We start from the raw sequence: 19,407 nt of genomic DNA on the forward strand, positions 1-19,407 counted from the left end.
CCAGCCCCGGCCGCCGGGTGGCACGCCGGTCCCGGGCGCGGCCACCGGCGCCCCCGCGGGGGGCCCTGCGGGCGGCTCCGGCTCCGCGGGCAGCCCCGCAGGGGTGCCCGCCCGCCGTCCCGGCCCGAACGCGGCCCCGCCGTCCGGCCGCACCCGTCGGGCCCGGCTGCGCGTGGTGCGCACGGACCCGTGGACGGTGATGAAGGTCAGCTTCCTGCTGTCCATCGCGCTCGGCGTGGTCACCGTCGTGGGCGTCTCGCTGCTGTGGATGGTGCTGGACGCGGCCGGCGTCTTCAGCTCGGTCGGCGGCACCCTCAAGCAGGCCACGACCGGCACGGACGCCACGTCGGGCTTCGACCTCCAGTCGTACCTCTCGTTCGGCAACGTCTTCCTGTTCACCCTGCTGATCGCGGTGGTGGACGTGGTGCTGATGACGGCGCTGTGCACGCTGGCCTCGTTCATCTACAACACGGCCGCGGGCATGACCGGCGGCGTCGAGGTGACCCTCGCCGAGGAGGACTGAGCTGACCTGGGGCGCAGCCCCCGGGAAGCGATTTGGGCATTGAGCTGCAGGTGCGCTAATCTTCTAACGCAACGCAGCGCGGGCCTATAGCTCAGACGGTTAGAGCGCTTCCCTGATAAGGAAGAGGCCACAGGTTCAAGTCCTGTTAGGCCCACCAGCGTCGACGCCCCGGACGGGATTCCCGTCCGGGGCGTTCCTTGTTTCCGGCGTTCCTTCCGGCGTTGTTTCGGGCTGTGTTCACGGCCCTGTTCACGGCCGCGTTCAGGGCCCGGTTTCCGGGCGCGTTCCGTTCCGCAGAGCGGATGATGTGCCGCGTCCGGACGGGTGACCTTCCGGTCGTGTCGGCGGCAGATGCCGCGTGCGCAGTGCATCGCTGGGAGAGCGGCGCTCCGGCGCCCGTGTCCCTGTTGCCGAAGGTCTGGAGTGCCCGTGCTGCCGTCCGCCTCCCTGCCGGTCAAGGCCCTGAAGCTGCTCCTGCTCATGCTGTGCTCGCTGGCGGTGCTCGCGGCGTTCGTGCCGTCGGCCGAGGCCCAGCCCCAGATCGGGCACCAGGCCCGGACCGTGCGGGCGGTCGCCGCGCACGAGAGCCGCAGCGGAGTGGACTGGGACAAGATCGCGCGTTGTGAGAGCGGCGGCGACTGGGCCATCAACACCGGCAACGGGTACTACGGCGGGCTGCAGTTCGACCAGGCGACGTGGCGGGCCAACGGAGGGCTGGCGTACGCGCCCCGGGCCGACCTCGCCGACCGGAACCAGCAGATCACCATCGCGAACCACCTGGCCGTGCGCCGCGGCCTCGGGCCGTGGCCCGTGTGCGGACCCCGCGGCGCGTGCGCGGGCCGACCGCACGAGGTGGCGCAGGGGAACCAGGGCGCCCAGCAGTACGGCGGAGCCTGGACGGTCCGGGTCCGGCCCGGTGACACGCTCGCCGGCATCGCGGCGGCGAACCACGTCGTCGGCGGCTGGCCCGTGCTCTTCGAGATGAACCGGCTGACCATCGGCGCCAATCCCGACCAGATCAGGCCCGGAGAGGTCCTGCGTCTCCACCGGTGAGGGCGCCGGGGGTGCGCCGAGGGTGCGCTGACGGTGCGCTGAGGGTGCCGCGTTGCGGGCTCGGGGTTCGCTCGTTGTACCGCTCAGAGTGTCCGCTGATGGGGTGTAGCATCGCGGCAAGGACGTCATCGAGGAAGTCGAGGTCTCGCGGTGAAGAAGCTTCTGCTGGTTGTTCTGGTCGCTCTGGGCGGGTACTTCGTCTACCGCCAGGTGCAGGCGGACCGCGCCGAGCAGGACCTGTGGACCGAGGCGACGGACCCGATCCCGGCCGGCTCCCGCTGAGTCACTCCGGCTGAGTCAGGGCGCTGAGTCAGCGCCTGGTCTTTCCTGCCGTGCCGAGCGGGTACGCTTGTGCGCGGCAGTTCACGGGGCCTTAGCTCAGTTGGTAGAGCGCCGTCTTTGCATGGCGGATGTCAGGGGTTCGACTCCCCTAGGCTCCACACCCGCATGCACGAGGGGCTCCGATCAGTCGCTGATCGGAGCCCCTCGTCGTTGTCTCACGACTTCTTCTTGCGCTCGTTCGCCGTCCCGGTGTTGCCCGCGGCCTCCTCCGCCTCCTTCGCCTCGACCTCGGGGTCGAGCGGCAGCGAGCCGTTGACGGCGCTGCTGGCGCTGGAGCCGCCGGTGCCGGGGGCGGTGTCCCGCAGCGGGATGGACGTGGTGGGCGGCTCGACCAGCCAGTCGGGGTTGCTCTGCTTGCGATACCACTTCCACGCGGCCAGGCCGCCGGTGGCGAGCGCGCCCAGGGCCAGCAGGGTGAGGCCGCGGCGGGTCCAGCGGCCCCTGCGGGCGGCCTGTTCGTGGGCCTTCGTCAGCGCCTCGACCTCGGCGAGCGAGACCTGCCCGCGCAGCACCGGGATGGCGGCCAGGGAGCGGTCGTGGACCTGCTGGGCGGCCAGTTCGGCGGCGGGCAGGACGCGCTCCTGGGCGATGCTGCGGGCTTGGTCGGCGGCGACCGCGGCGGCCTCGCGGGCCTGCCGGGCGGCGACCTTGGCCTGCTGGGCGGCCTGGCGCGCGGCCTTGGCGACCGCCTCGTCCACGGCCGGCGGCACGCTGCCGCGGCCCTTCTCCCACAAGGGCACCACCTGGGTCTGCACGCGGCTCTGCGCCGCCTGCCGGGCCTGTTCCACTGCGGATCCGAGTGCGGGGGCGACCTTCTGCCACGCCTCCCCGCTGTACTGGGCCGCGGTGTCCCTGGCGCTCAGCGCGTAGGGAGTGAGCTGCTCGCGGGTGCGACTGGCTGCCTCGCGAGCTGTGTCGATCCGGCTCACCGGAAACCTCCTCCTCGGGCGTCCTCTTCGTCTCGTATCACCCAATGAGAGATCATGCCGCCTGATTCGTCCTGCGGCGCGCTGAAAAGCGGCATGTCTTCTCTTCTGCATCCTGCTCCTTTGTGAGGCGATGCACAGGGCGTGCGAGGATTCATTCGTCAGGATCGTTCGGGATCCGGACCCGATCGGCCGGGGTCACCCCGGCAGGAAGGCGCATCGTGGCCCAGCAGCTGTTCGCCACCCTCCACACCAGCCACGGGGACATCGAGCTCAAGCTCTTCCAGTTCCACGCCCCCAGGACGGTGACGAACTTCGTGGAGCTGGCGGAGGGCGGCCGCGAGTGGACCCACCCCGGCACCGGTGAGGTCAGCTCGGCCCGGCTCTACGACGGCACCGTCTTCCACCGCGTCATCCCCGGCTTCATGATCCAGGGCGGCGACCCGCTGGGCACCGGCGTCGGCGGGCCCGGCTACCAGTTCAAGGACGAGATCCACCCCGAGCTGGTCTTCGACCGCCCCTACCTGCTGGCCATGGCCAACGCCGGGCCGGGCACCAACGGCTCGCAGTTCTTCATCACGGTGGACACCACGCCGTTCCTGAACCGCAAGCACACCATCTTCGGCGAGGTCGCCGACGAGGCGTCGAAGAAGGTCGTCGACGCCATCGCGACCGTGCCGACCGCGGGGGAGCGGCCGGAGCAGCCGGTCGTACTCGAGTCCGTGACCGTCACCCGCCGCTGACGGCCGGGGTCCCTGGGGAGCGCGTCGCCATGCCGGACTGCTACCGCCACCCCGGCCGGGAGACGGGCGTGCGCTGCTCGCGCTGCGAGCGGCCGGTCTGTCCCGAGTGCCGGGTCGAAGCCGCCGTCGGATTCCAGTGCCTGGACTGCGTGCACGGAGGGCGGGCGGCCCCGGTGCGCCAGGCCCGCACCGACTACGGCGGCCCGGCGCGCGCCGACGGCGCGCTGGTCACGCGGTGGCTGATCGGGGCCAACCTCGCGGTGTGGGTGCTGGCCTTCGTCGGCGGCGACAACCTCTTCTACCGGTTGGTCATGCAGGGCGACGCGGTCGTCACCGGGGACCAGTGGTACCGCATGGTCAGCTCGGTCTTCCTGCACGAGCCGAGCAGTTTCGGGATCCTGCACATCGCGATGAACATGTGGTCGCTGTGGATCCTGGGCCCGTACGTGGAGTCGGCGCTCGGCCGGCTCCGCTACCTGCTGCTCTACCTGCTGTCCGGCATCGCCGGCTCCGCGCTGCTGATGCTGACGAACCCGGTGGAGGTCGTGGCCGGCGCCTCCGGGGCGATCTTCGGGCTCTTCGGCGCGGTGGTGGTCATCCACCGGCACCGGGGCTTCTCGCTGGGACCGATCATGGCCGTGCTGGTGGTGAACCTGGTCGCCACCTTCTCGCTGGGCTTCATCGCCTGGCAGGCGCACATCGGGGGCCTGGTCGTGGGCGCGCTGCTCGCGGTCGGCTTCGTGCACGCCCCGCCGACGCCGGCGAAGCGCCGGGACCTGGTGCAGGCGGTCGTGGTGGGGCTGGTGGCCGCGCTGGTGGCGGGGGTCAGCCTGTACGCGGCCACCCACATCGCCGCCTGAGCGGAGCGCGAGTGGCCGGGCGCCTGAGCGCGCGTGCCTGAGCGCCTGGGGTGTGAGGTTATCCACAAGATGTGCAAAGCGGCTCGCACAACCGTGCGAGCCGCTGCGATGTGACCTTCGCTACGCGCGTTCACCTGCGGATTCAACGAGGTGCGCCGGCGGGGCCGGGGACTGTCCCGATCGAGTTATCCACAGATAGTCAGGGTTTTTCCCCACTGTGGATAAGTGTGTGGACAAGCCTTTCCGGCTACTTCCACTGGGTGGAGACGCCGAAGCCGCCCGCGATGAAGGCGAAGCCGATCAGGATGTTCCAGTTCCCGATGGCGCTGATCGGCCACTGCGCGTTCGTCACGTAGTAGACGACGATCCAGACCAGGCCGACCAGGAACAGACCCAGCATCAGCGGGGCGATGAAGCCGCGGCCCGACTTGAGCTTGACCGCCGTCGCGGCCGTGGTCGGCGGGGTGTAATCCGACTTCTTGCGGAGGCGTGACTTCGGCACTGGTAAGGCTCCCGGGGACGTGGGCCGATCGCAGGGGCGCGCGGGCAGGGGTGCGGCTGCGTACCCCGGCGTCCGTTAGCGTAGTGGCTCTGGGAGTCGGAAGGAGATAAGGGTACGTGTCAGATTCGGAAGAAGTTCCGCCCGGGTCGGACAATCCTCCGATCGAGGGAACTTCCCGTCCGCGTCGCCAGGGGCGATATGTCGGGCGTGCCCTGACCTGCCTGATCTTCGCTCTGGCCGGATTTCTCTTCTACACCAGCGCCCACACCGCCAACGGCACCGACCTGCGCAACGACAACACCCTGCTGCGGCTCTCCGACCTGATACAGCAGCGCAGCCGCGACAACGCCACCGCCGACGCGCAGGTCGCCGCGCTGCGCGCGCAGATCGACGCGCTCGCGCAGCAGCACCCCGGCAACCCGGCCGACCAGGCCAGGCTGGTCGCGCTCGAGAAGGCCGCCGGACTCGATCCGGTGACCGGCCAGGGCCTGACCGTCACCCTCAACGACGCGCCGCCGAACGCCACCGCGCGGATCCCCGGCGTCCCGCAGCCGCAGCCCGACGACCTGGTCATCCACCAGCAGGACCTGCAGGCCGTCGTCAACGCGCTGTGGCGCGGCGGCGCCCGCGGCATCCAGGTGCAGGACCAGCGGCTCATCTCCACCAGCGCGGTGCGCTGCGTCGGCAACCAGCTGATCCTCCAGGGCCGCGTCTACTCCCCGCCCTACGTGATCCGGGCGGTCGGCACGCCCAAGGCGCTGGAGACGGCGCTGAACGGCGACACCTACATCCAGACCTACCTGCAGTACGTCACCGCCTACGGGCTCGGCTGGAAAGTCCAGTCGTCGCGGGCGATGACTCTTCCGGGCTACTCGGGCACAGTGGACCTCCAGTTCGCCAAGGCGAAGTAGCGACGAGGGGTCGCGGGGGAGGGCAGCGGTGGGTCGGTTGGTCGCCCGGACGCTGGTGGAGCTGTGCATCACCGTCGGCGCGCTGATCGTGCTGCTCACCTGCTACCTGCTGTTCTGGACCGACATCTCCGCCGACCAGGCCATGGCGGGGGAGCTGAGCCGCCTGCAGCAGCAGTGGGACCAGTCGACGACGACCGCCGCCCCCACGCCGTCGCCGTCCGGGTCCGCCGCGACCGCGTCCGCCCCGTCCCCCACGCCGTCCGCGTTCGCGTACCCGCCGGACCAGGCGTTCGCCGTCCTCTACATCCCGCGCTTCGGCCGGGACTGGAAGAAGCCGATCATCGAGGGCACCGGCGTCACCGACCTGCAGAAGGGCATCGGCCACTACACCGGCACCGCGGAGCCCGGCCAGGCGGGGAACTTCGCCCTCGCCGGGCACCGCCGCACCTGGGGGAACCCCTTCAACGACTTCCCGCTGCTCCGTCCGGGGGACCGGATCTACGTGGACGACGGCCGTTTCTGGTACGTCTACCGACTCGACCGCACGCCGCTGCGGACCCTGCCGACCGACGTCGGCGTGCTCGACCCGGTGCCGCCGGAGTCCGGATACCCCGGGCCCGGCTCGTACCTGACCCTGACCACGTGCGACCCGGCCTGGGGGCACAGCCACCGGCTGATCGAGTGGGGCCGTCTGGTGTCCACCACGCCGGTGTCGGCCGGCCCGCCCCGGGGGCTGCCGGGATAGGCGGGATCGACCGCTGCGCACAGGGGTGCCCGATACCCTGGTGCCGACAGGAGGAGACAGGCTCGATGTACGGCTTTCTGTGGCGCAAGCTGCCCGGCAGTGCACCGCTGCGCGCCCTGCAGTGCCTGCTCCTGTTCCTGGCCGCCGTTTTCGTGCTGTTCCAGTTCGTCTTCCCGAGGCTGGAGCCGCTGCTCCCCTTCGGTGACGTGACCGTCAACGGCAACGGGTCCGGCTCGGGTTCCACGGCCCCGCCGTCACCGGGCCCCACTGCCTCCACGCTCAACGGTGCGCACCGCCTGCCGGTCGCCGAGCTCTCCCAGAACCATGGAGTCGTCGTCTGATGTCCGCCCGTCCCGCCCGCATCCTGGTCGTCGACAACTACGACAGCTTCGTCTTCAACCTGGTCCAGTACCTGTACCAGCTGGGCGCGGAGTGCGAGGTGCGGCGCAACGACGAGGTGGACCTCGCCTCGGTGACCAGGGACGCCTACGACGGTGTGCTGCTCTCCCCCGGGCCCGGCGCGCCCGAGGAGGCCGGGGTCTGCATCGAGATGGTGCACCACTGCGCCGGGATCGGGCTGCCGGTGTTCGGCGTGTGCCTCGGCCTCCAGTCGATCGCCGTCGCCTACGGCGCGGTCGTCGGCCGCGCGCCCGAGCTGCTGCACGGCAAGACCTCGCCGGTCAGCCACGAGGACGGCGGCGTCTTCGCCGGCCTGCACTCGCCGCTGACCGCGACCCGCTACCACTCACTCGCTGTGGACCGCGACACCGTCCCGGATGAGCTGCACGTCACGGCGTGGACGGACACCGGCGTCATCATGGGCCTGAGGCACACGCAACTGCCGGTCGAGGGCGTCCAGTTCCACCCGGAGTCGGTGCTGACCGAGGGCGGCCACCGGATGCTCGCCAACTGGCTCACCGCCTGCGGTGATCCGGAGGCCGTGGCCCGCTCGGCCGGGCTGGCCCCGGTGATCGGCCGGGTGGCGGTCGCGTGACCGCGGTGCGCCCCGAGCCCGGTGCGCAACCGGAGCCCGAACCGGAGCCGGAGCCGGACTGGGGGCCGTTCTTCGCGGAGGAGTCCGACGAGACGCTGCGGCTGCGCGTGCTCTCCACTCCCCCGCAGTCCGCGGCGGCTTCGACCGGCGCGGCGGCCGCGACGCCGCCGGCGACCACGCCCGCGACGGGCGGTCGCGCCGCGCGGCGGCGCGGCACCTCTGTGACTCCCCCGCCGCCCTCGCCGTCGGCCGGCGGTGGCCGGGCGGCGCGCCGCCGCGCGGCGAAGGCGCGTCAGGACGGCCCCGGCATCGTCGCCGTGCGGGTCTTCGGCGAGCTGCTGATCACGCTGGGCGTGGTGATGATCCTCTTCGTCGCCTACCAGCTGTGGTGGACGAACGTCCGCGCGGACGCGTACGCGTCGGGTCAGGCGTCGACGCTGGAGCACCAGTGGGGTGGTGGCGCGACGGCCAAGAGTCACCCGCCCTATCCGGACTCCATCGCGTTCGGGACGAAGTTCGCCATCATCTACATCCCCAAGCTGGACGTGAAGACCCCGGTCGCAGAGGGCACGGACAAGACGTCCATCCTCGACAACGGTCTCGTGGGCCACTACACCGGCGCCCAGGAGACGGCCTTCCCCTGGGACGCCTCGGGCAACTTCGCCCTGGCCGGCCACCGCAACACGCACGGCGAGCCGTTCCGGTACATCCCGCGCCTGGTTCCCGGCGACAAGATCGTCGTGGAGACGGCCTACGACTGGTACACCTACGTCGTCACCGGCTCGCTCCCGCAGACCTCCCCGGACAACGTCTCCGTCATCGCCCCCGTCCCGCCGCAGAGCGGCTTCAAGGGCCCTGGCCGCTACATCACCCTGACGACCTGCACGCCCGAGTTCACCTCGACCTACCGCATGGCCGTCTGGGGCCGCCTCGTCGAGGACCTCCCCAAGAGCGCAGGCCGTACGCCGGCGGCGCTGTCGGGCTGACACTCGCTCGCCGACCGCCGTAACCGGGTGGCGGCGTGGCTCGTTAGGCCGAACGGATGAGATTCCGGGGCGACGTGGTGCGACGTGATACGACCGGGACCGGTGTGCGGGCAGCACAGTTGAGTCGACGACACGTTCAGGGGAGCCCCGAGGAATTCATCGGTCTGTGGCGTGCCCTGACACCTCTTCCATCTCTCGCGAATCCCGATGAGTGGAAGGACCACCGAACGATGAGTACCAACGATCAGGCCGTCCTGTTGGAGTCCCGCACGGCGCGTGCCGGCGTGAGCGACCGGATCGAGGCGCTGGACAAGGTCAAGGCGCTCCAGCTACTGCCCGACGGCGTCCACGTCACCACGGCGTTGGCGGCGCAGTACTTCGAGGTCGACGTCGAGGCGATCAAGAAGATCGTTCAGCGCCACCGCGAGGAGCTGGAATCGAACGGGATGACCGTGCTTCGGGGAGAAGCGCTGGTCGGCTTCGATAGGGACATCTTGTCCCTTTCGAACAAGAGTTATCCACAGGCCCTCCGATCGCACCTGACCCTGCTCAGTCGTCGGGCGGTGCTGAACGTCGCGATGCTGCTGCGCGACAGCGACGTCGCGCGGCGGGTGCGGGTGCACCTGCTCGACGCGGAGGAGTCGGGCGGGTATGCGCCCGGGCGGCTCGAGCGCTACGTCACCGAGCTCGCGGCCACGACGGCCGCCAGGGTGGCGTGCGAGATCGTCGACTCGCGCATCGACGTGCGGCTGAGGCCGCACACCGAGGTGATCGGTGCGTTGAGCGTCAAGGTCACCGACGTCGAGTGCGCGGTGGCGGACATGCAGCAGACGCTCGTGGGCATCCGGGAGGAGCTGGGCGAGCTGCGGGCCGAGCGGGGGCTCAGGCTCCGGCGACGGCGGCGGGAGTGAGGGTGGGGTGGGCGCCGGCGAGTTTCCAGACCGTCGTCTGCTTGGTCTCCGCGTCCTCCAACTCCCGTTGGACGGGGACCGCGTAGGTCGCGAGCGCGTCGAACTCGGTACGCGGTAGGTAGGTGCGTCCCGGGTCGCCGACCAGTGCGGTCGCCCCGCGTTCCTGCGCGCGGCGCAGGAACGCGAGGACGCGGGTGGCCATGGTGCGTTCGTAGAACGCGTCGCCGACGAGCACGACGTCCGCCTCCGGCGTCGGGTCGCAGTCCAGGACGTCCCCGAGGGAGGGGCCCAGGGTCACGCCGTTGGCGTCGGCGTTGAGGGAGAGGGCGTCCAGGGCCAGGGGGTCGATCTCGCTGACGGCCACGGTGGTGGCGCCCGCCCTCATCGCCGCGACGGCGACGAGCCCGGAGCCGGACGCGAGGTCGAGGACGCGCCTGCCGGCGACGGTCTCGGGGTGGTCCAGCACGTAGCGGGCGAGGGCCAGGCCGCCCGCCCACGCCTGTGCCCAGAAGGGAGGCGGAGCCTCGTCCCCGCCGGACGCGCTCTCCGTCTCCTCCCACAACTCGAAGACCCGGTCGGCGAGGTGCAGTCGCACCTCGGTGAGGAATCCGGGGCTCGCGGGGGCGAGCCGGGTGTGCGCGCGGACGAAGTCCGCTGCGTCGGGGAGCGGGCGGAGTGAGGTGACGGGGATCACCGCGCCAGTCTGGCGGGCGGGGTGGCGTCCCCGCAATGCGCCAGGGGCGCGGGGAGGATCCCCGCGCCCCTGATGAGGTGCGACGCGCAGCGCAGCGGTCCGGCTCAGCCGCCGCCGGGCCAGCCGCCGTTGCCTCCGCCGTTGCCGTTGCCGTTGTTGCCACCGAGCAGGCCGGTGCCTCCGGTCTGGCCGGCCGTCTGTCCGGCGGTCTGGCCACCGGTCTGGCCGCCCGTCGGGGTGCCGGTGCCGCCCTGGTCGGTCGCGGCGGCGTCCGGGTTGACCACCAGCAGGATCGCGGTGCCGTCCGGCACCTGCTGCCCCGCCCCGGCCTGGCCGTTGTACTGCACCTGGGTGACGGAGTTCGCCCCGTACTGCGGGTCGGCCTGCTGGAGGATCTGCTTCGCGCAGTTCAGGTGCTGGGACTTCAGCTCGGCGCAGGCCTGGTCGTAGGACTGGCCGACCAGGTCGCTCGGGATCGTCGCCAGCGCCTGGCCGGAGGAGACCACGATGTTGATCGTGGTGCCCTTGGGCTGGCTGCCGGTCGGCGTGTAGCTGATGATCTGGCCGTTGGGCACGGTCGCCGACGACGCCTGCGTGGTCTGGCCGAGCTGGAAGCCCTGCTGGTTCAGCGCCTGGGTGGCCTGGTCGACGGTCAGGCCCTGGAGGTTCGGGACGCCGTCGGTCAGCGGGCCGCTGCTCAGCTGGACGGTGATCGTGCCGCCCTGCTGGATGGTCGTGCCGGCGGCCGGGCTCTGCTTGCAGACGTTGTCCTTGGTGGCGACGTTGGCGTCGCACTGGATGGACGGGCCCTTCGCCAGCTTGACCTTGTCACCGAAGTTGTTGGTGACCATCTGCTGCGCGCCGGCGAAGGACTGGTTGGTCAGCGACGGCACCTGCATGCTCTGCGAGGCGGTGCCGCCGAACATCGACCTGGTGACGAAGAACGCGCCCAGCAGCACCAGCACCGCGGCGACGATCAGCACGATCACCGAGGTGTTCTTGTTCTTGCCGCCGCCGCTCGCCGCGCGACGACGATCGCCGCGGCCGCCGTAGCCGTCGTCGTACCCGTCGTCGTAGCCGCCGGGCTCGTAGCCGTCGCCGCCCGCGTCGTAGCCCTGGCCGTTGCCGGGCAGGATGCTGGTCTGGCCGCCGGGGACCGGCGGCATGGCCATGGTGCGGCCGTCGGCCTGCTGGCCGTAGCCGTTCATGCCCAGGGCCATGGTGGGGGCGGCCGCTGCGGCGACCGGGAGGCCGTCGAGGGCGCGCTCGATGTCCGCGCGCATCTCGTCCGCGGACTGGTAGCGGTAGTCGCGGTCCTTGGCCAGCGCCTTCATCACGATGGCGTCGTACTCCGGCCGGATCTCCGGGTCGTAGTACGAGGGCGGGTTCGCCTCCTCGCGGACGTGCTGGTAGGCCACGGCCACCGGCGAGTCGCCGACGAAGGGCGGGCGCACCGTGAGCAGCTCGTAGAGCAGGCAGCCGGTGGAGTACAGGTCGGAGCGGGCGTCGACCTGCTCGCCCTTGGCCTGCTCGGGCGACAGGTACTGGGCGGTGCCGATGACCGCGGCGGTCTGGGTCATGGTCATCCCGGCGTCGCCCATGGCGCGGGCGATGCCGAAGTCCATCACCTTGACCTGGCCCGTGCGCGTCAGCATGACGTTGGCGGGCTTGATGTCGCGGTGGACGATGCCGTTGCGGTGCGAGTACTCCAGGGCCTGGAGGATGCCGATGCACATCTCCATGGCGCGCTCGGGCAGCAGGCGGCGGCCGGAGTGCAGCAGTTCGCGCAGCGTCGAGCCGTCGACGTACTCCATCACGATGTACGGGATGGAGATGCCGTCGATGTAGTCCTCGCCCGTGTCGTAGACGGCCACGATCGAGGGGTGGTTCAGGGACGCGGCGGACTGTGCCTCGCGCCGGAACCGGGCCTGGAAAGACGGGTCGCGGGCCATGTCGGTCCGCAGCGTCTTGACGGCGACGGCGCGCCCGAGCCGGATGTCATGGCCGATGTAGACCTCGGCCATGCCGCCGCGTCCGAGAACGCCGCCCAGCTCGTACCGGCCGCCGAGGCGACGCGGTTCTTCCATGGTTCGAGCCCTCTCCCTCTCCGGTCTGCCCCCAGCCTCGCCGGCGTGGGTTGTGGCGCGGACGGACAGACCGCTGCTGCGGATACGCTACCGGGCTCGCAAGTCAAAGCGGATTCACCGAGCGACCTGATACAAGACTGGAATACGTCTGCGCTGGACGAACACATCGAACGTGGTTTCCGTCACCCACCGTTCGGCGCACTGTCGCCGGGCGTGACTGAGGTCACATCCGGCGTCAGTTTCCGATGTACGCCTCCATCATGTTCTTCGCGATCGGCGCGGCCAGGTGCATGCCGGAGATGTCGCCGCGGGAGGTGTCGCTGTCCTCGACCACGACGGCCACCGCGATCTGCTTGCCGCCCGACTTGGCCCAGGAGACGAACCAGGCGTAGGGGTTCTGGTCGTTGTTCACGCCGTGCTGCGCGGTACCGGTCTTGCCGCCGACCTGGACGCCCGGGATCTTGGCGGTGGAGCCGGTGCCGTTCTGGACCACGTTGACCATCATCGTCTGCAGCTTGGCGGCGACGTCGGGGGTGGTGGCCTGGGACAGCTCCGTCGGCGAGGTCTGCGAGATCACCGAGTTGCTGGCGGAGCGCTCCTCGGAGACCAGGTACGGCTTCATCAGCGTGCCGTTGTTGCAGATCGCCGCGGCGACCATGGCCATCTGCAGCGGGGTGGCGCGGGTGTCGAACTGGCCGATGGAGGACTGCGCGGTCTGCGCGGGGCCCATGTTCGTGTCGAAGTTGCTGGCGGTGACGCCGACCGGGATGTCCAGCGAGGAGTTGTTGAAGCCGAACTTCTTGGCCTCGTCCAGCATCCGCTGCTGGCCGATCTCGGCGCCGAGCTTGCCGAACACGGTGTTGCAGGACATCGCCAGCGCGGCGTTCATGGTCGCGTCCTTGCAACCGGTGTCGCCGGCCTCGTTGACCAGCTTCTGGTTGTTCGTGCCCGGCAGGATGTACGGGTCCGGGGAGTCGGTCGGCGCGTCGATGTCGGTGACCTTGCCGGTCTCCAGCGCGGCCGCGGCGGTGATCAGCTTGAAGGTCGAGCCGGGCGGGTAGGTCGCGCGCAGCGCCCGGTTCAGCATCGGCTGGCTCGGGTCGGTGGTCAGCTTCTGCCAGTTCGTGGCGAAGTCAGGGGTCACGCCCGCGATGCTGGTCGGGTCGTAGGAGGGGAAGCTGACCAGGCCGAGGATCGCGCCGGTCGACGGGTCGATGGCGACCGCCGCGCCCTTCTTGCCCTGGAGCCCGTCCCAGCCGGCCTGCTGCACCTTCGGGTTGATGGTGGTGACGACGTCGCCGCCCTGCTTCTGCTTGCCGGTCAGCGTGTCGAGGGCGTTGCGGAAGAACAGGCGCGGGTCGTTCCCGGACAGGATCGGGTCCTCGACGTTCTCCAGCAGGTTGGAGCCGAAGGCCTGCGAGGAGTAGCCGGTCACCGGCGCGTACATGGGCCCGTTCAGGTAGGCCCGGCGGTACTTGTAGTAGTTGCCGTTGACCAGCAGGTCCTTGGTGACCGACTGGCCGCCGACGATGATGTCGCCGCGCGGGTAGCTGTAGGCCTCGATGACGGTGCGCTTGTTGTGCACGTTGGCGTTGAGCGCGCTGGCGTCCAGGCCCTGGACCCAGTTGGCGCGGATCATCAGCGCCAGGACCAGGAGCATGCAGAACACGGAGACCCTGCGGATCGGCTTGTTCACGTGGCGCTCACTCCGGCGGCGTTCGGGATCTGGACCATCGGCACCCTACATCGGCGCCCTATGTCCCCATGACGGCTAGGGCTGTGTTCCCGGTTGCAGCGGCTCCCCGGGGGCGGGCCGCCGGGCCAGGTCGCTGATCTTGAGCAGGACCGCGACCAGCGCCCAGTTGGTGATGACCGAGGACCCGCCCTGGGCCACGAACGGCAGCGTCATGCCGGTCAGCGGGATCGCCCCGGTGACGCCGCCGACCACGATGAAGACCTGGAGCGCGAACGCGGCGGAGAGCCCGACCGCGAGCATCTTGCCGAACGGGTCGCGGGCGGCGAGCGCGGTGCGCAGCCCGCGCTCGGCCAGCAGCCCGTAGAGCACCAGGACCGCTATCACCCCGGTCACGCCGGTCTCCTCGCCGATGGTGCCGAGGATGAAGTCGCTCTTGGCGGCGAAGCCGATGAGCCAGGAGTGCCCCTGTCCGAGCCCCGTCCCGAGCGCGCCGCCCGCCCCGAGCGAGAACAGCGCCTGCCCGATCTGTCCGACGCCGGCCCCGGGTGCGGCGGCCAGCGGGTGCAGCCACTCCTCGATGCGCCCGCGCACGTGCCCCTCGGTGCGGGCGACCGCCCAGAAGCCGAGCCCGGCCATCAGCACGCCGGACAGCACCCAACTGGTGCGCTCGGTGGCGACGTAGAGCATCACCACGAAGATGCCGAAGAAGAGCACGGAGGTGCCGAGGTCGGTCTCGAAGACCAGGATCAGCAGGCTCAGCGCCCACACCACGACGATCGGCCCGAGGTCGCGTCCCCGCGGCAGGTACAGCCCGAGGAACCGCCGGCTGGCCAGGGCCAGGGCGTCGCGCTTGACCATCAGGAAGCCGGAGAAGAAGACCGGCAGCAGGATCTTCACGAACTCGCCGGGCTGGATCGAGAAGCCGTGCAGGTGGATCCAGATCCGGGCCCCGAAGTCGCCGGCCCGGACCGGGAAGAACGCCGGCAGCGCGAGCAGCACCAGGGCGGCGAAGCCGGACAGGTAGGTGTAGCGCTGGAGCCTTCGGTAGTCCTTCAGCCGCGCCATCACGACGATGAACAGGGAGATGCCGAGCCCCGACCAGAGCAGCTGGTTCTGTGCGGCGGGGAAGTTCGGGTGCAGTTCGCGGGCCTTGTCGAGGCGCCAGATGAAGACCAGTCCGAGCCCGTTCAGCAGCGCGGCGATGGGCAGCATCAGCGGGTCCGCGTGCGGGGCGAAGCGTCTGACGCCGAGGTGCGCGAGCAGGACGAAGGAGCCGAGTCCGAGTCCGTACCCGAGCATGCCGGCCGGGAGCCGGCCGTCCATGGCCAGGCCGGTCTCGGCGTACGCCAGCACCGGCACCAGGGCGGCGAAGACCAGCAGGGAGAGTTCCGTGTTCCGACGGACCGACGCGGGCCCCTGGGGGGCGCACGCGACAACACGGCTCTCCACGGTGGTCACGTCAGTGGACCCCTGGGTACCCGCCGGGGCGCTGGGGGGATCCTCAGGACGTCACGCACTGCTGCGCCAGCATCTGGTCCGACGAGCTGAGCGTCGGGGTGGCCGAGGCCTGCGGGCTGGCGGAGGCGCTCGGAGAGGTGGAGGGGTGGGCGCCCGCCTTGCCGCTCTCGGAGGGCTTGGGGTTGGGCGTCGGGCTCGGCGGCGGCGTCGTCTTCACGCTGCGCACCTCCTGGCAGACCGCCGCCTCGTGCTTGAAGCCGTTCATCTTGCTCTGGGCGTCGCCGAGGCTGGTCGCGGTGACGGGCGTCTGCAGGTTCTTCTGCTCGAAGCTGGGCAGGTTCTTCATCGCGACGTCCGGGTGGTCCTCGTAGACCGAGGAGAGCTTGAGCCCGGCCAGGTTCTGCGAGACGCCCTTGTAGATGGCGAGGTGGTCGCCGTTGACGCCGACGTAGTACTGCTCCTGCGTCCACTGGTAGCCGAGGTACCCGCCCACGCCCAGCAGTGCGAGCAGCGCGACGCCCAGTGTGGTCGGCAGCACCCAGCCGCGGCGCTTCTTCTCCTTCGCGCGGCGGCGGCTGCGACGGCCCTCGGGCTCGTAGTCGTCGTCGAAGCCGCCCTCGTACTCGCCGTACTCCTGGTAGCCGCCGCCGTGGCCGTCCTCGTCCTCGCCGTAGCCGCCGGCGGCGTTCGCGCCGGGCGCGCCGTTGGCGCGGCCGAGGGAGGCGGCGCGGGAGGCGGGCGTGTCGGCGACCGAGTGGTGGCCGAGCGCGTTGCCCTCGGCGACCGCGCCGACGACGACGGGGGCCAGCTCGTAGTGCGCGGCCATCGCGTCGTGGTCGCCGGCGTCGCCGACGTCCAGCGCGTCGGCGACGACGCAGGTGATGTTGTCGGGGCCGCCGCCGCGCAGCGCCAGCTCGATCAGCTCGGCGATGGTCTGCTCGGGCGAGTAGTAGCTGCCGAGCGTCTCCTCCAGCGTCTGGTGGGAGACCACGCCGGACAGGCCGTCGGAGCAGAGCAGGTAGCGGTCGCCGGCGCGGACCTCGCGGATCGACAGGTCCGACTCGACCTCGCCCGTCCCCATCAGCGCGCGCATGATCAGCGAGCGCTGCGGGTGGGTGGAGGCCTCCTCCTCGGTGATCCGGCCCTCGTCGACGAGGCGCTGCACCCAGGTGTGGTCGGTGGTGATCTGCGTCAGGACGCCGTCGCGCAGCAGGTAGGCGCGGGAGTCGCCGATGTGGATCAGGCCGGCGGTCTGGCCGGTCCACAGCAGGGCGGTCAGCGTGGTGCCCATGCCCTCGAGGCTCGGGTCGGCCTCGACCAGGACGCGCAGCCGCTCGTTCGCGCGCTCCGCGGCGCCCTGGAGGGCGGCCATCGGGTCGGTTCCGGGGACGTCCTCGTCGAGCTCGACGATGCTGGACAGCACCTCCGACGAGGCGACCTCGCCCGCTGCCTGTCCACCCATGCCGTCCGCGACGGCGAGCAGGCGGGGACCGGCGTAGCCGGAGTCCTCGTTGCCCTCGCGGATCATGCCCTTGTGCGAACCGGCGGCGAATCGCAGCACCAGGCTCATGTGCCGTCCGCCCCCTTCCCTCGGTCCCCTGCGCGATGCCCCGGTGCAGCGTGCGTTGCTGCATCGTACGGCCCCGGCTGCGTACGCGGTCGAACCAGGGCCCGTTGCTCCTGCGGGTCCGGCCCGTGACCGCCTCCGCCGTGGTTCGTGCGCTGGTTCATCGACGCGTCACTTCCGCAGCTCGATGACGGTGCGGCCGATCCGGATCGCCGAACCCGGCTGGAGCGGGCTCGGGCCGGTCAGCCGCATGTCGTCCAGGAAGGTGCCGTTGGTCGAGCCGGTGTCCTCGACGACCCAGGACCCCGCGCTCTGGTCGGGGTAGATCCGGGCGTGCCGGGAGGACGCGTAGTCGTCGTCGAGGACGATCGTCGAGTCGTGGGCCCGGCCCAGCGTGATGGTCTGGCCCTGGAGCGCGACGGTGGTGCCGGCCAGGGAGCCCTGGGTGATCACCAGGTGGGTCGGCGCGCCCCGGCGCTGCCGCGGCTGGGCGGGCGCCTGCTGGCGCTGCTGCGGCGCGGCCGCGCCCGAGGACTGGCGGGCGGTGGTCGGGTTCCCGCCGCGGCGCGCGGTCGTGGCCGCGCGCTGGGTCATCTTGGTGCCGAACAGATCCGAGCGGATCACCTGGACGGCGACGATCACGAACAGCCACAACACGGCCAGGAACCCGAGCCGCATGACCGTGAGGGTCAGCTCTGACATGTGCCCCGCGTCACCCTTCGGCTTGCCGGTAGACGATGGTCGTACTGCCCACGACGATCCGTGAGCCGTCGCGGAGCGTAGCGCGAGTTGTGTGCTGGCCGTCGACGACGATGCCGTTGGTGGACCCGAGGTCGAGGACCATGCTCGGGTTTCCGACGCGGACCTCGGCGTGCCGGCGGGAGACGCCCGGGTCGTCGACGCGGATGTCGGCCTCGGTACTGCGGCCCAGCACCAGCACGGGACGGTCCAGCGGGTGGCGCTGGCCGTTCAGCTCCAGCCAGCGGCGGGTGCCCGCGCCGGCGGGACCCTGCACGGGCGCAGGCTGGGTGGGCGCGCCGGGGAACCCGTGCGGGTTGCCCTCGCCGGGCCGGGCGGCGGGGTTGCCGGGGTAGGCCGGGTTGCCACTGAAGGACGTGGGCGCGTCGACGCTCGGCAGCGGCGGCGCGGCGGGCGGCGGGGCCATCGGCGCCTGGGCCGGCTGCGGTTGCCAGGGCTGCTGCGGCGGGCCGCCGTAGGGCGCGGCGGGCGGCTGGTGCTGCGGCTGGGCCGGGGCCTGCGCGGCCTCGTTGGCCTGGATCCGGCTGCGCACCCGGTACAGCCCGGTGTCGAGGTCGTCGGCGCGCTCCAGCTGGACGCTCAGCGGGCCCATGAAGGAGTAGCGCTGGGCCTGCGCGTACTCGCGCACCATGCCGGCCAGCTCGTTGCCGAGCTGCCCCGAGTAGGGGCTGAGCCGCTCGTGGTCGTGCGGGCTGAGCTCGACGATGAAGTCGTTGGGGACGACCGTGCGGTCCCGGTTCCAGATGCTGGCGTTGTTGTCGCACTCGCGCTGCAGCGCACCGGCGATCTCGACAGGCTGCACCTCGGACTTGAACACCTTGGCGAAGGCGCCGTTGACGAAGCCCTCCAGCCGCTGCTCGAACTTCTTCAGAGCTCCCACGGGGCACCCCCTTCCGTCGGGTGTCGTCGTCCCACCCGGCGCGCTGGGCGCGGGCGGCTGCTGCTTGTCTGCCTTACAGATCGTATCTACGCCCGAGGCGGACGTGTGGTTCCTCGTCCACGCCGTTCGGGCCGTCGAGCCGACAGCAGGATGCCAGTGGACTCGTACCCGGCCCAGAGCGGGGACATCCGAGTCTCACTCATTCGGCCGGGCCCGCTTGCGCGCCCCCCTGCCCGCCGGGGCCGGACGGATGTGATTCCACCCCCTCCGACGTGCTACTGTTCTTCTCGTCGGAAGGCGACACCGCAGGAAACGCGGAGCTGAACGAGCCGGAAACAACCGGTTTGAAAGCCCCGGGGGAACTTCGGTAGAGTCGACGACATCACCCAGATGCGCGGGTGGCGGAATAGGCAGACGCGCTGGATTCAGGTTCCAGTGCCCGCAAGGGCGTGGGGGTTCAACTCCCCCCTCGCGCACAACGAGGCCCCGCAGTGAGATTACTCACTGCGGGGCCTTTGTCATTCCCGGTTGTCATTCCGGGTCGATCCCTCCCGGCGGCGCGGGCCGCCAGATAACGGTCGAGCCACGGAGACCGCGCGGGGGTGCCGGGAGCCGGTGCGGGGGTGCTAGAACCGGGGCCTTGCCGCCGTGTGGTGATTCTGTGAACGGCGGTCCTTTCCGGGGCGGGGGGCGCGGGTGCGTACGACGACGGGCCGACGGCGGGGCGCGCGGGCGGCGGTCGCCGCGGCGGTTCTCTCCCTGGTGGCGGC

The 19,407-nt window shown here is 71.0% G+C and carries 20 protein-coding genes and 3 tRNA genes; 14 read left to right on the forward strand and 9 right to left on the reverse strand.

Features of this window, described 5'->3' with window-relative positions:
- The 5 genes from TR50_RS06845 to TR50_RS06860 form a co-directional block, all read left to right on the forward strand.
- Window positions 1-523, forward strand: a 523-nt coding sequence (locus TR50_RS06845) for a DUF3566 domain-containing protein (protein ID WP_236654301.1), incomplete at its 5' end; no start/stop codon positions are given.
- Between the two features lie 80 nt (window positions 524-603).
- Window positions 604-680 (forward strand) — tRNA-Ile (locus tag TR50_RS06850).
- A 272-nt stretch (window positions 681-952) separates the two neighbouring features.
- Window positions 953-1,576, forward strand: coding sequence for a LysM peptidoglycan-binding domain-containing protein (locus tag TR50_RS49980; RefSeq protein ID WP_063775019.1), 624 nt, complete (start codon window positions 953-955; stop codon window positions 1,574-1,576).
- Window positions 1,577-1,726: 150 nt separating this feature from the next.
- Complete coding sequence (locus tag TR50_RS48480; RefSeq protein WP_218161989.1) at window positions 1,727-1,858, forward strand: DLW-39 family protein; 132 nt, start codon at window positions 1,727-1,729, stop codon at window positions 1,856-1,858.
- Between the two features lie 85 nt (window positions 1,859-1,943).
- Window positions 1,944-2,016 (forward strand) — tRNA-Ala (locus tag TR50_RS06860).
- A gap of 57 nt (window positions 2,017-2,073) precedes the next feature.
- On the opposite strand, the gene TR50_RS06865 is transcribed toward TR50_RS06860, so the two are convergent.
- The gene (locus TR50_RS06865; protein ID WP_042415944.1) at window positions 2,074-2,847 is read right to left on the reverse strand and encodes a DUF5324 family protein; all 774 of its coding nucleotides are present in this window, start codon (window positions 2,845-2,847) and stop codon (window positions 2,074-2,076) included.
- 218 nt (window positions 2,848-3,065) lie between these two features.
- On the opposite strand from TR50_RS06865, the gene TR50_RS06870 reads away from it, so the two are divergent.
- On the forward strand, window positions 3,066-3,587 hold the full coding sequence (locus tag TR50_RS06870) for a peptidylprolyl isomerase (RefSeq protein ID WP_042415948.1): 522 nt from the start codon (window positions 3,066-3,068) through the stop codon (window positions 3,585-3,587).
- A gap of 29 nt (window positions 3,588-3,616) precedes the next feature.
- Complete coding sequence (locus TR50_RS06875; RefSeq protein WP_042415951.1) at window positions 3,617-4,447, forward strand: rhomboid family intramembrane serine protease; 831 nt, start codon at window positions 3,617-3,619, stop codon at window positions 4,445-4,447.
- Window positions 4,448-4,694: 247 nt separating this feature from the next.
- Here TR50_RS06875 and crgA read toward each other — a convergent pair whose 3' ends face one another.
- Window positions 4,695-4,949, reverse strand: coding sequence for a cell division protein CrgA (crgA, locus tag TR50_RS06880; protein WP_042415953.1), 255 nt, complete (start codon window positions 4,947-4,949; stop codon window positions 4,695-4,697).
- A gap of 161 nt (window positions 4,950-5,110) precedes the next feature.
- Between crgA and TR50_RS06885 the strand changes: the two genes are divergently transcribed.
- The 6 genes from TR50_RS06885 (at window position 5,111) to TR50_RS06910 (ending at window position 9,496) form a co-directional block, all read left to right on the forward strand.
- The gene (locus TR50_RS06885) at window positions 5,111-5,860 is read left to right on the forward strand and encodes a DUF881 domain-containing protein (RefSeq protein WP_042416271.1); all 750 of its coding nucleotides are present in this window, start codon (window positions 5,111-5,113) and stop codon (window positions 5,858-5,860) included.
- Window positions 5,861-5,888: 28 nt separating this feature from the next.
- A complete protein-coding gene (locus tag TR50_RS06890) occupies window positions 5,889-6,605 on the forward strand; it encodes a class E sortase (protein WP_042415957.1) in 717 nt (238 codons plus the stop codon).
- A gap of 65 nt (window positions 6,606-6,670) precedes the next feature.
- Window positions 6,671-6,946 carry a hypothetical protein gene (locus tag TR50_RS42350; protein ID WP_052440803.1) on the forward strand — a complete coding sequence of 92 codons (276 nt, stop codon included), beginning with the start codon at window positions 6,671-6,673 and terminating at the stop codon, window positions 6,944-6,946.
- Window positions 6,946-7,599, forward strand: a complete 654-nt coding sequence (locus tag TR50_RS06900) for an aminodeoxychorismate/anthranilate synthase component II (protein WP_042415959.1) — start codon at window positions 6,946-6,948, stop codon at window positions 7,597-7,599. Before TR50_RS42350 ends, TR50_RS06900 begins: the two co-directional genes overlap by 1 nt.
- Complete coding sequence (locus tag TR50_RS06905) at window positions 7,596-8,585, forward strand: class E sortase (RefSeq protein WP_052440804.1); 990 nt, start codon at window positions 7,596-7,598, stop codon at window positions 8,583-8,585. The genes TR50_RS06900 and TR50_RS06905 overlap by 4 nt, the downstream gene beginning before the upstream one ends.
- Before the next feature lie 230 nt (window positions 8,586-8,815).
- Window positions 8,816-9,496 carry a hypothetical protein gene (locus tag TR50_RS06910; RefSeq protein ID WP_042415962.1) on the forward strand — a complete coding sequence of 227 codons (681 nt, stop codon included), beginning with the start codon at window positions 8,816-8,818 and terminating at the stop codon, window positions 9,494-9,496.
- On the opposite strand, the gene TR50_RS06915 is transcribed toward TR50_RS06910, so the two are convergent.
- The 7 genes from TR50_RS06915 to TR50_RS06945 form a co-directional block, all read right to left on the reverse strand.
- Window positions 9,468-10,190 carry a class I SAM-dependent methyltransferase gene (locus tag TR50_RS06915; RefSeq protein ID WP_201776798.1) on the reverse strand — a complete coding sequence of 241 codons (723 nt, stop codon included), beginning with the start codon at window positions 10,188-10,190 and terminating at the stop codon, window positions 9,468-9,470. The two genes, TR50_RS06910 and TR50_RS06915, sit on opposite strands and share 29 nt — an antisense overlap.
- Window positions 10,191-10,294: 104 nt before the next feature.
- Window positions 10,295-12,277 (reverse strand): Stk1 family PASTA domain-containing Ser/Thr kinase, encoded by a 1,983-nt coding sequence (gene pknB / locus TR50_RS06920; RefSeq protein ID WP_042415965.1) that lies wholly within the window; start codon window positions 12,275-12,277, stop codon window positions 10,295-10,297.
- A gap of 235 nt (window positions 12,278-12,512) precedes the next feature.
- On the reverse strand, window positions 12,513-13,973 hold the full coding sequence (locus tag TR50_RS06925) for a peptidoglycan D,D-transpeptidase FtsI family protein (RefSeq protein WP_042415967.1): 1,461 nt from the start codon (window positions 13,971-13,973) through the stop codon (window positions 12,513-12,515).
- 75 nt (window positions 13,974-14,048) lie between these two features.
- Window positions 14,049-15,431 carry an FtsW/RodA/SpoVE family cell cycle protein gene (locus TR50_RS06930; RefSeq protein ID WP_042415971.1) on the reverse strand — a complete coding sequence of 461 codons (1,383 nt, stop codon included), beginning with the start codon at window positions 15,429-15,431 and terminating at the stop codon, window positions 14,049-14,051.
- A 43-nt stretch (window positions 15,432-15,474) separates the two neighbouring features.
- On the reverse strand, window positions 15,475-17,001 hold the full coding sequence (locus TR50_RS06935; RefSeq protein WP_042415974.1) for a PP2C family protein-serine/threonine phosphatase: 1,527 nt from the start codon (window positions 16,999-17,001) through the stop codon (window positions 15,475-15,477).
- 168 nt (window positions 17,002-17,169) lie between these two features.
- Window positions 17,170-17,700 carry an FHA domain-containing protein FhaB/FipA gene (locus TR50_RS06940; protein ID WP_042415979.1) on the reverse strand — a complete coding sequence of 177 codons (531 nt, stop codon included), beginning with the start codon at window positions 17,698-17,700 and terminating at the stop codon, window positions 17,170-17,172.
- Window positions 17,701-17,710: 10 nt separating this feature from the next.
- Window positions 17,711-18,637, reverse strand: a complete 927-nt coding sequence (locus tag TR50_RS06945) for an FHA domain-containing protein (protein ID WP_042415982.1) — start codon at window positions 18,635-18,637, stop codon at window positions 17,711-17,713.
- 392 nt (window positions 18,638-19,029) lie between these two features.
- Here TR50_RS06945 and TR50_RS06950 point away from each other — a divergent pair.
- Window positions 19,030-19,113, forward strand: a tRNA-Leu gene (locus TR50_RS06950).
- The last annotated feature ends 294 nt before the right edge of the window (window positions 19,114-19,407 follow it).

Origin of the sequence: Streptacidiphilus anmyonensis, from assembly GCF_000787855.1 — a bacterium.
GTDB lineage: Bacteria > Actinomycetota > Actinomycetes > Streptomycetales > Streptomycetaceae > Streptacidiphilus > Streptacidiphilus anmyonensis.

Excerpts from the sequence above, each read along its gene's own strand:
- TR50_RS06875 (WP_042415951.1), top strand. The coding sequence starts at position 3,617 with ATGCCGGACTGCTACCGCCACCCCGGCCGGGAGACGGGCGTGCGCTGC.
- TR50_RS42350 (WP_052440803.1), top strand. The coding sequence starts at position 6,671 with ATGTACGGCTTTCTGTGGCGCAAGCTGCCCGGCAGTGCACCGCTGCGC.
- TR50_RS06900 (WP_042415959.1), top strand. The coding sequence starts at position 6,946 with ATGTCCGCCCGTCCCGCCCGCATCCTGGTCGTCGACAACTACGACAGC.
- TR50_RS06910 (WP_042415962.1), top strand. The coding sequence starts at position 8,816 with ATGAGTACCAACGATCAGGCCGTCCTGTTGGAGTCCCGCACGGCGCGT.
- pknB (WP_042415965.1), bottom strand. The coding sequence starts at position 12,277 with ATGGAAGAACCGCGTCGCCTCGGCGGCCGGTACGAGCTGGGCGGCGTT.
- TR50_RS06935 (WP_042415974.1), bottom strand. The coding sequence starts at position 17,001 with ATGAGCCTGGTGCTGCGATTCGCCGCCGGTTCGCACAAGGGCATGATC.
- TR50_RS06940 (WP_042415979.1), bottom strand. The coding sequence starts at position 17,700 with ATGTCAGAGCTGACCCTCACGGTCATGCGGCTCGGGTTCCTGGCCGTG.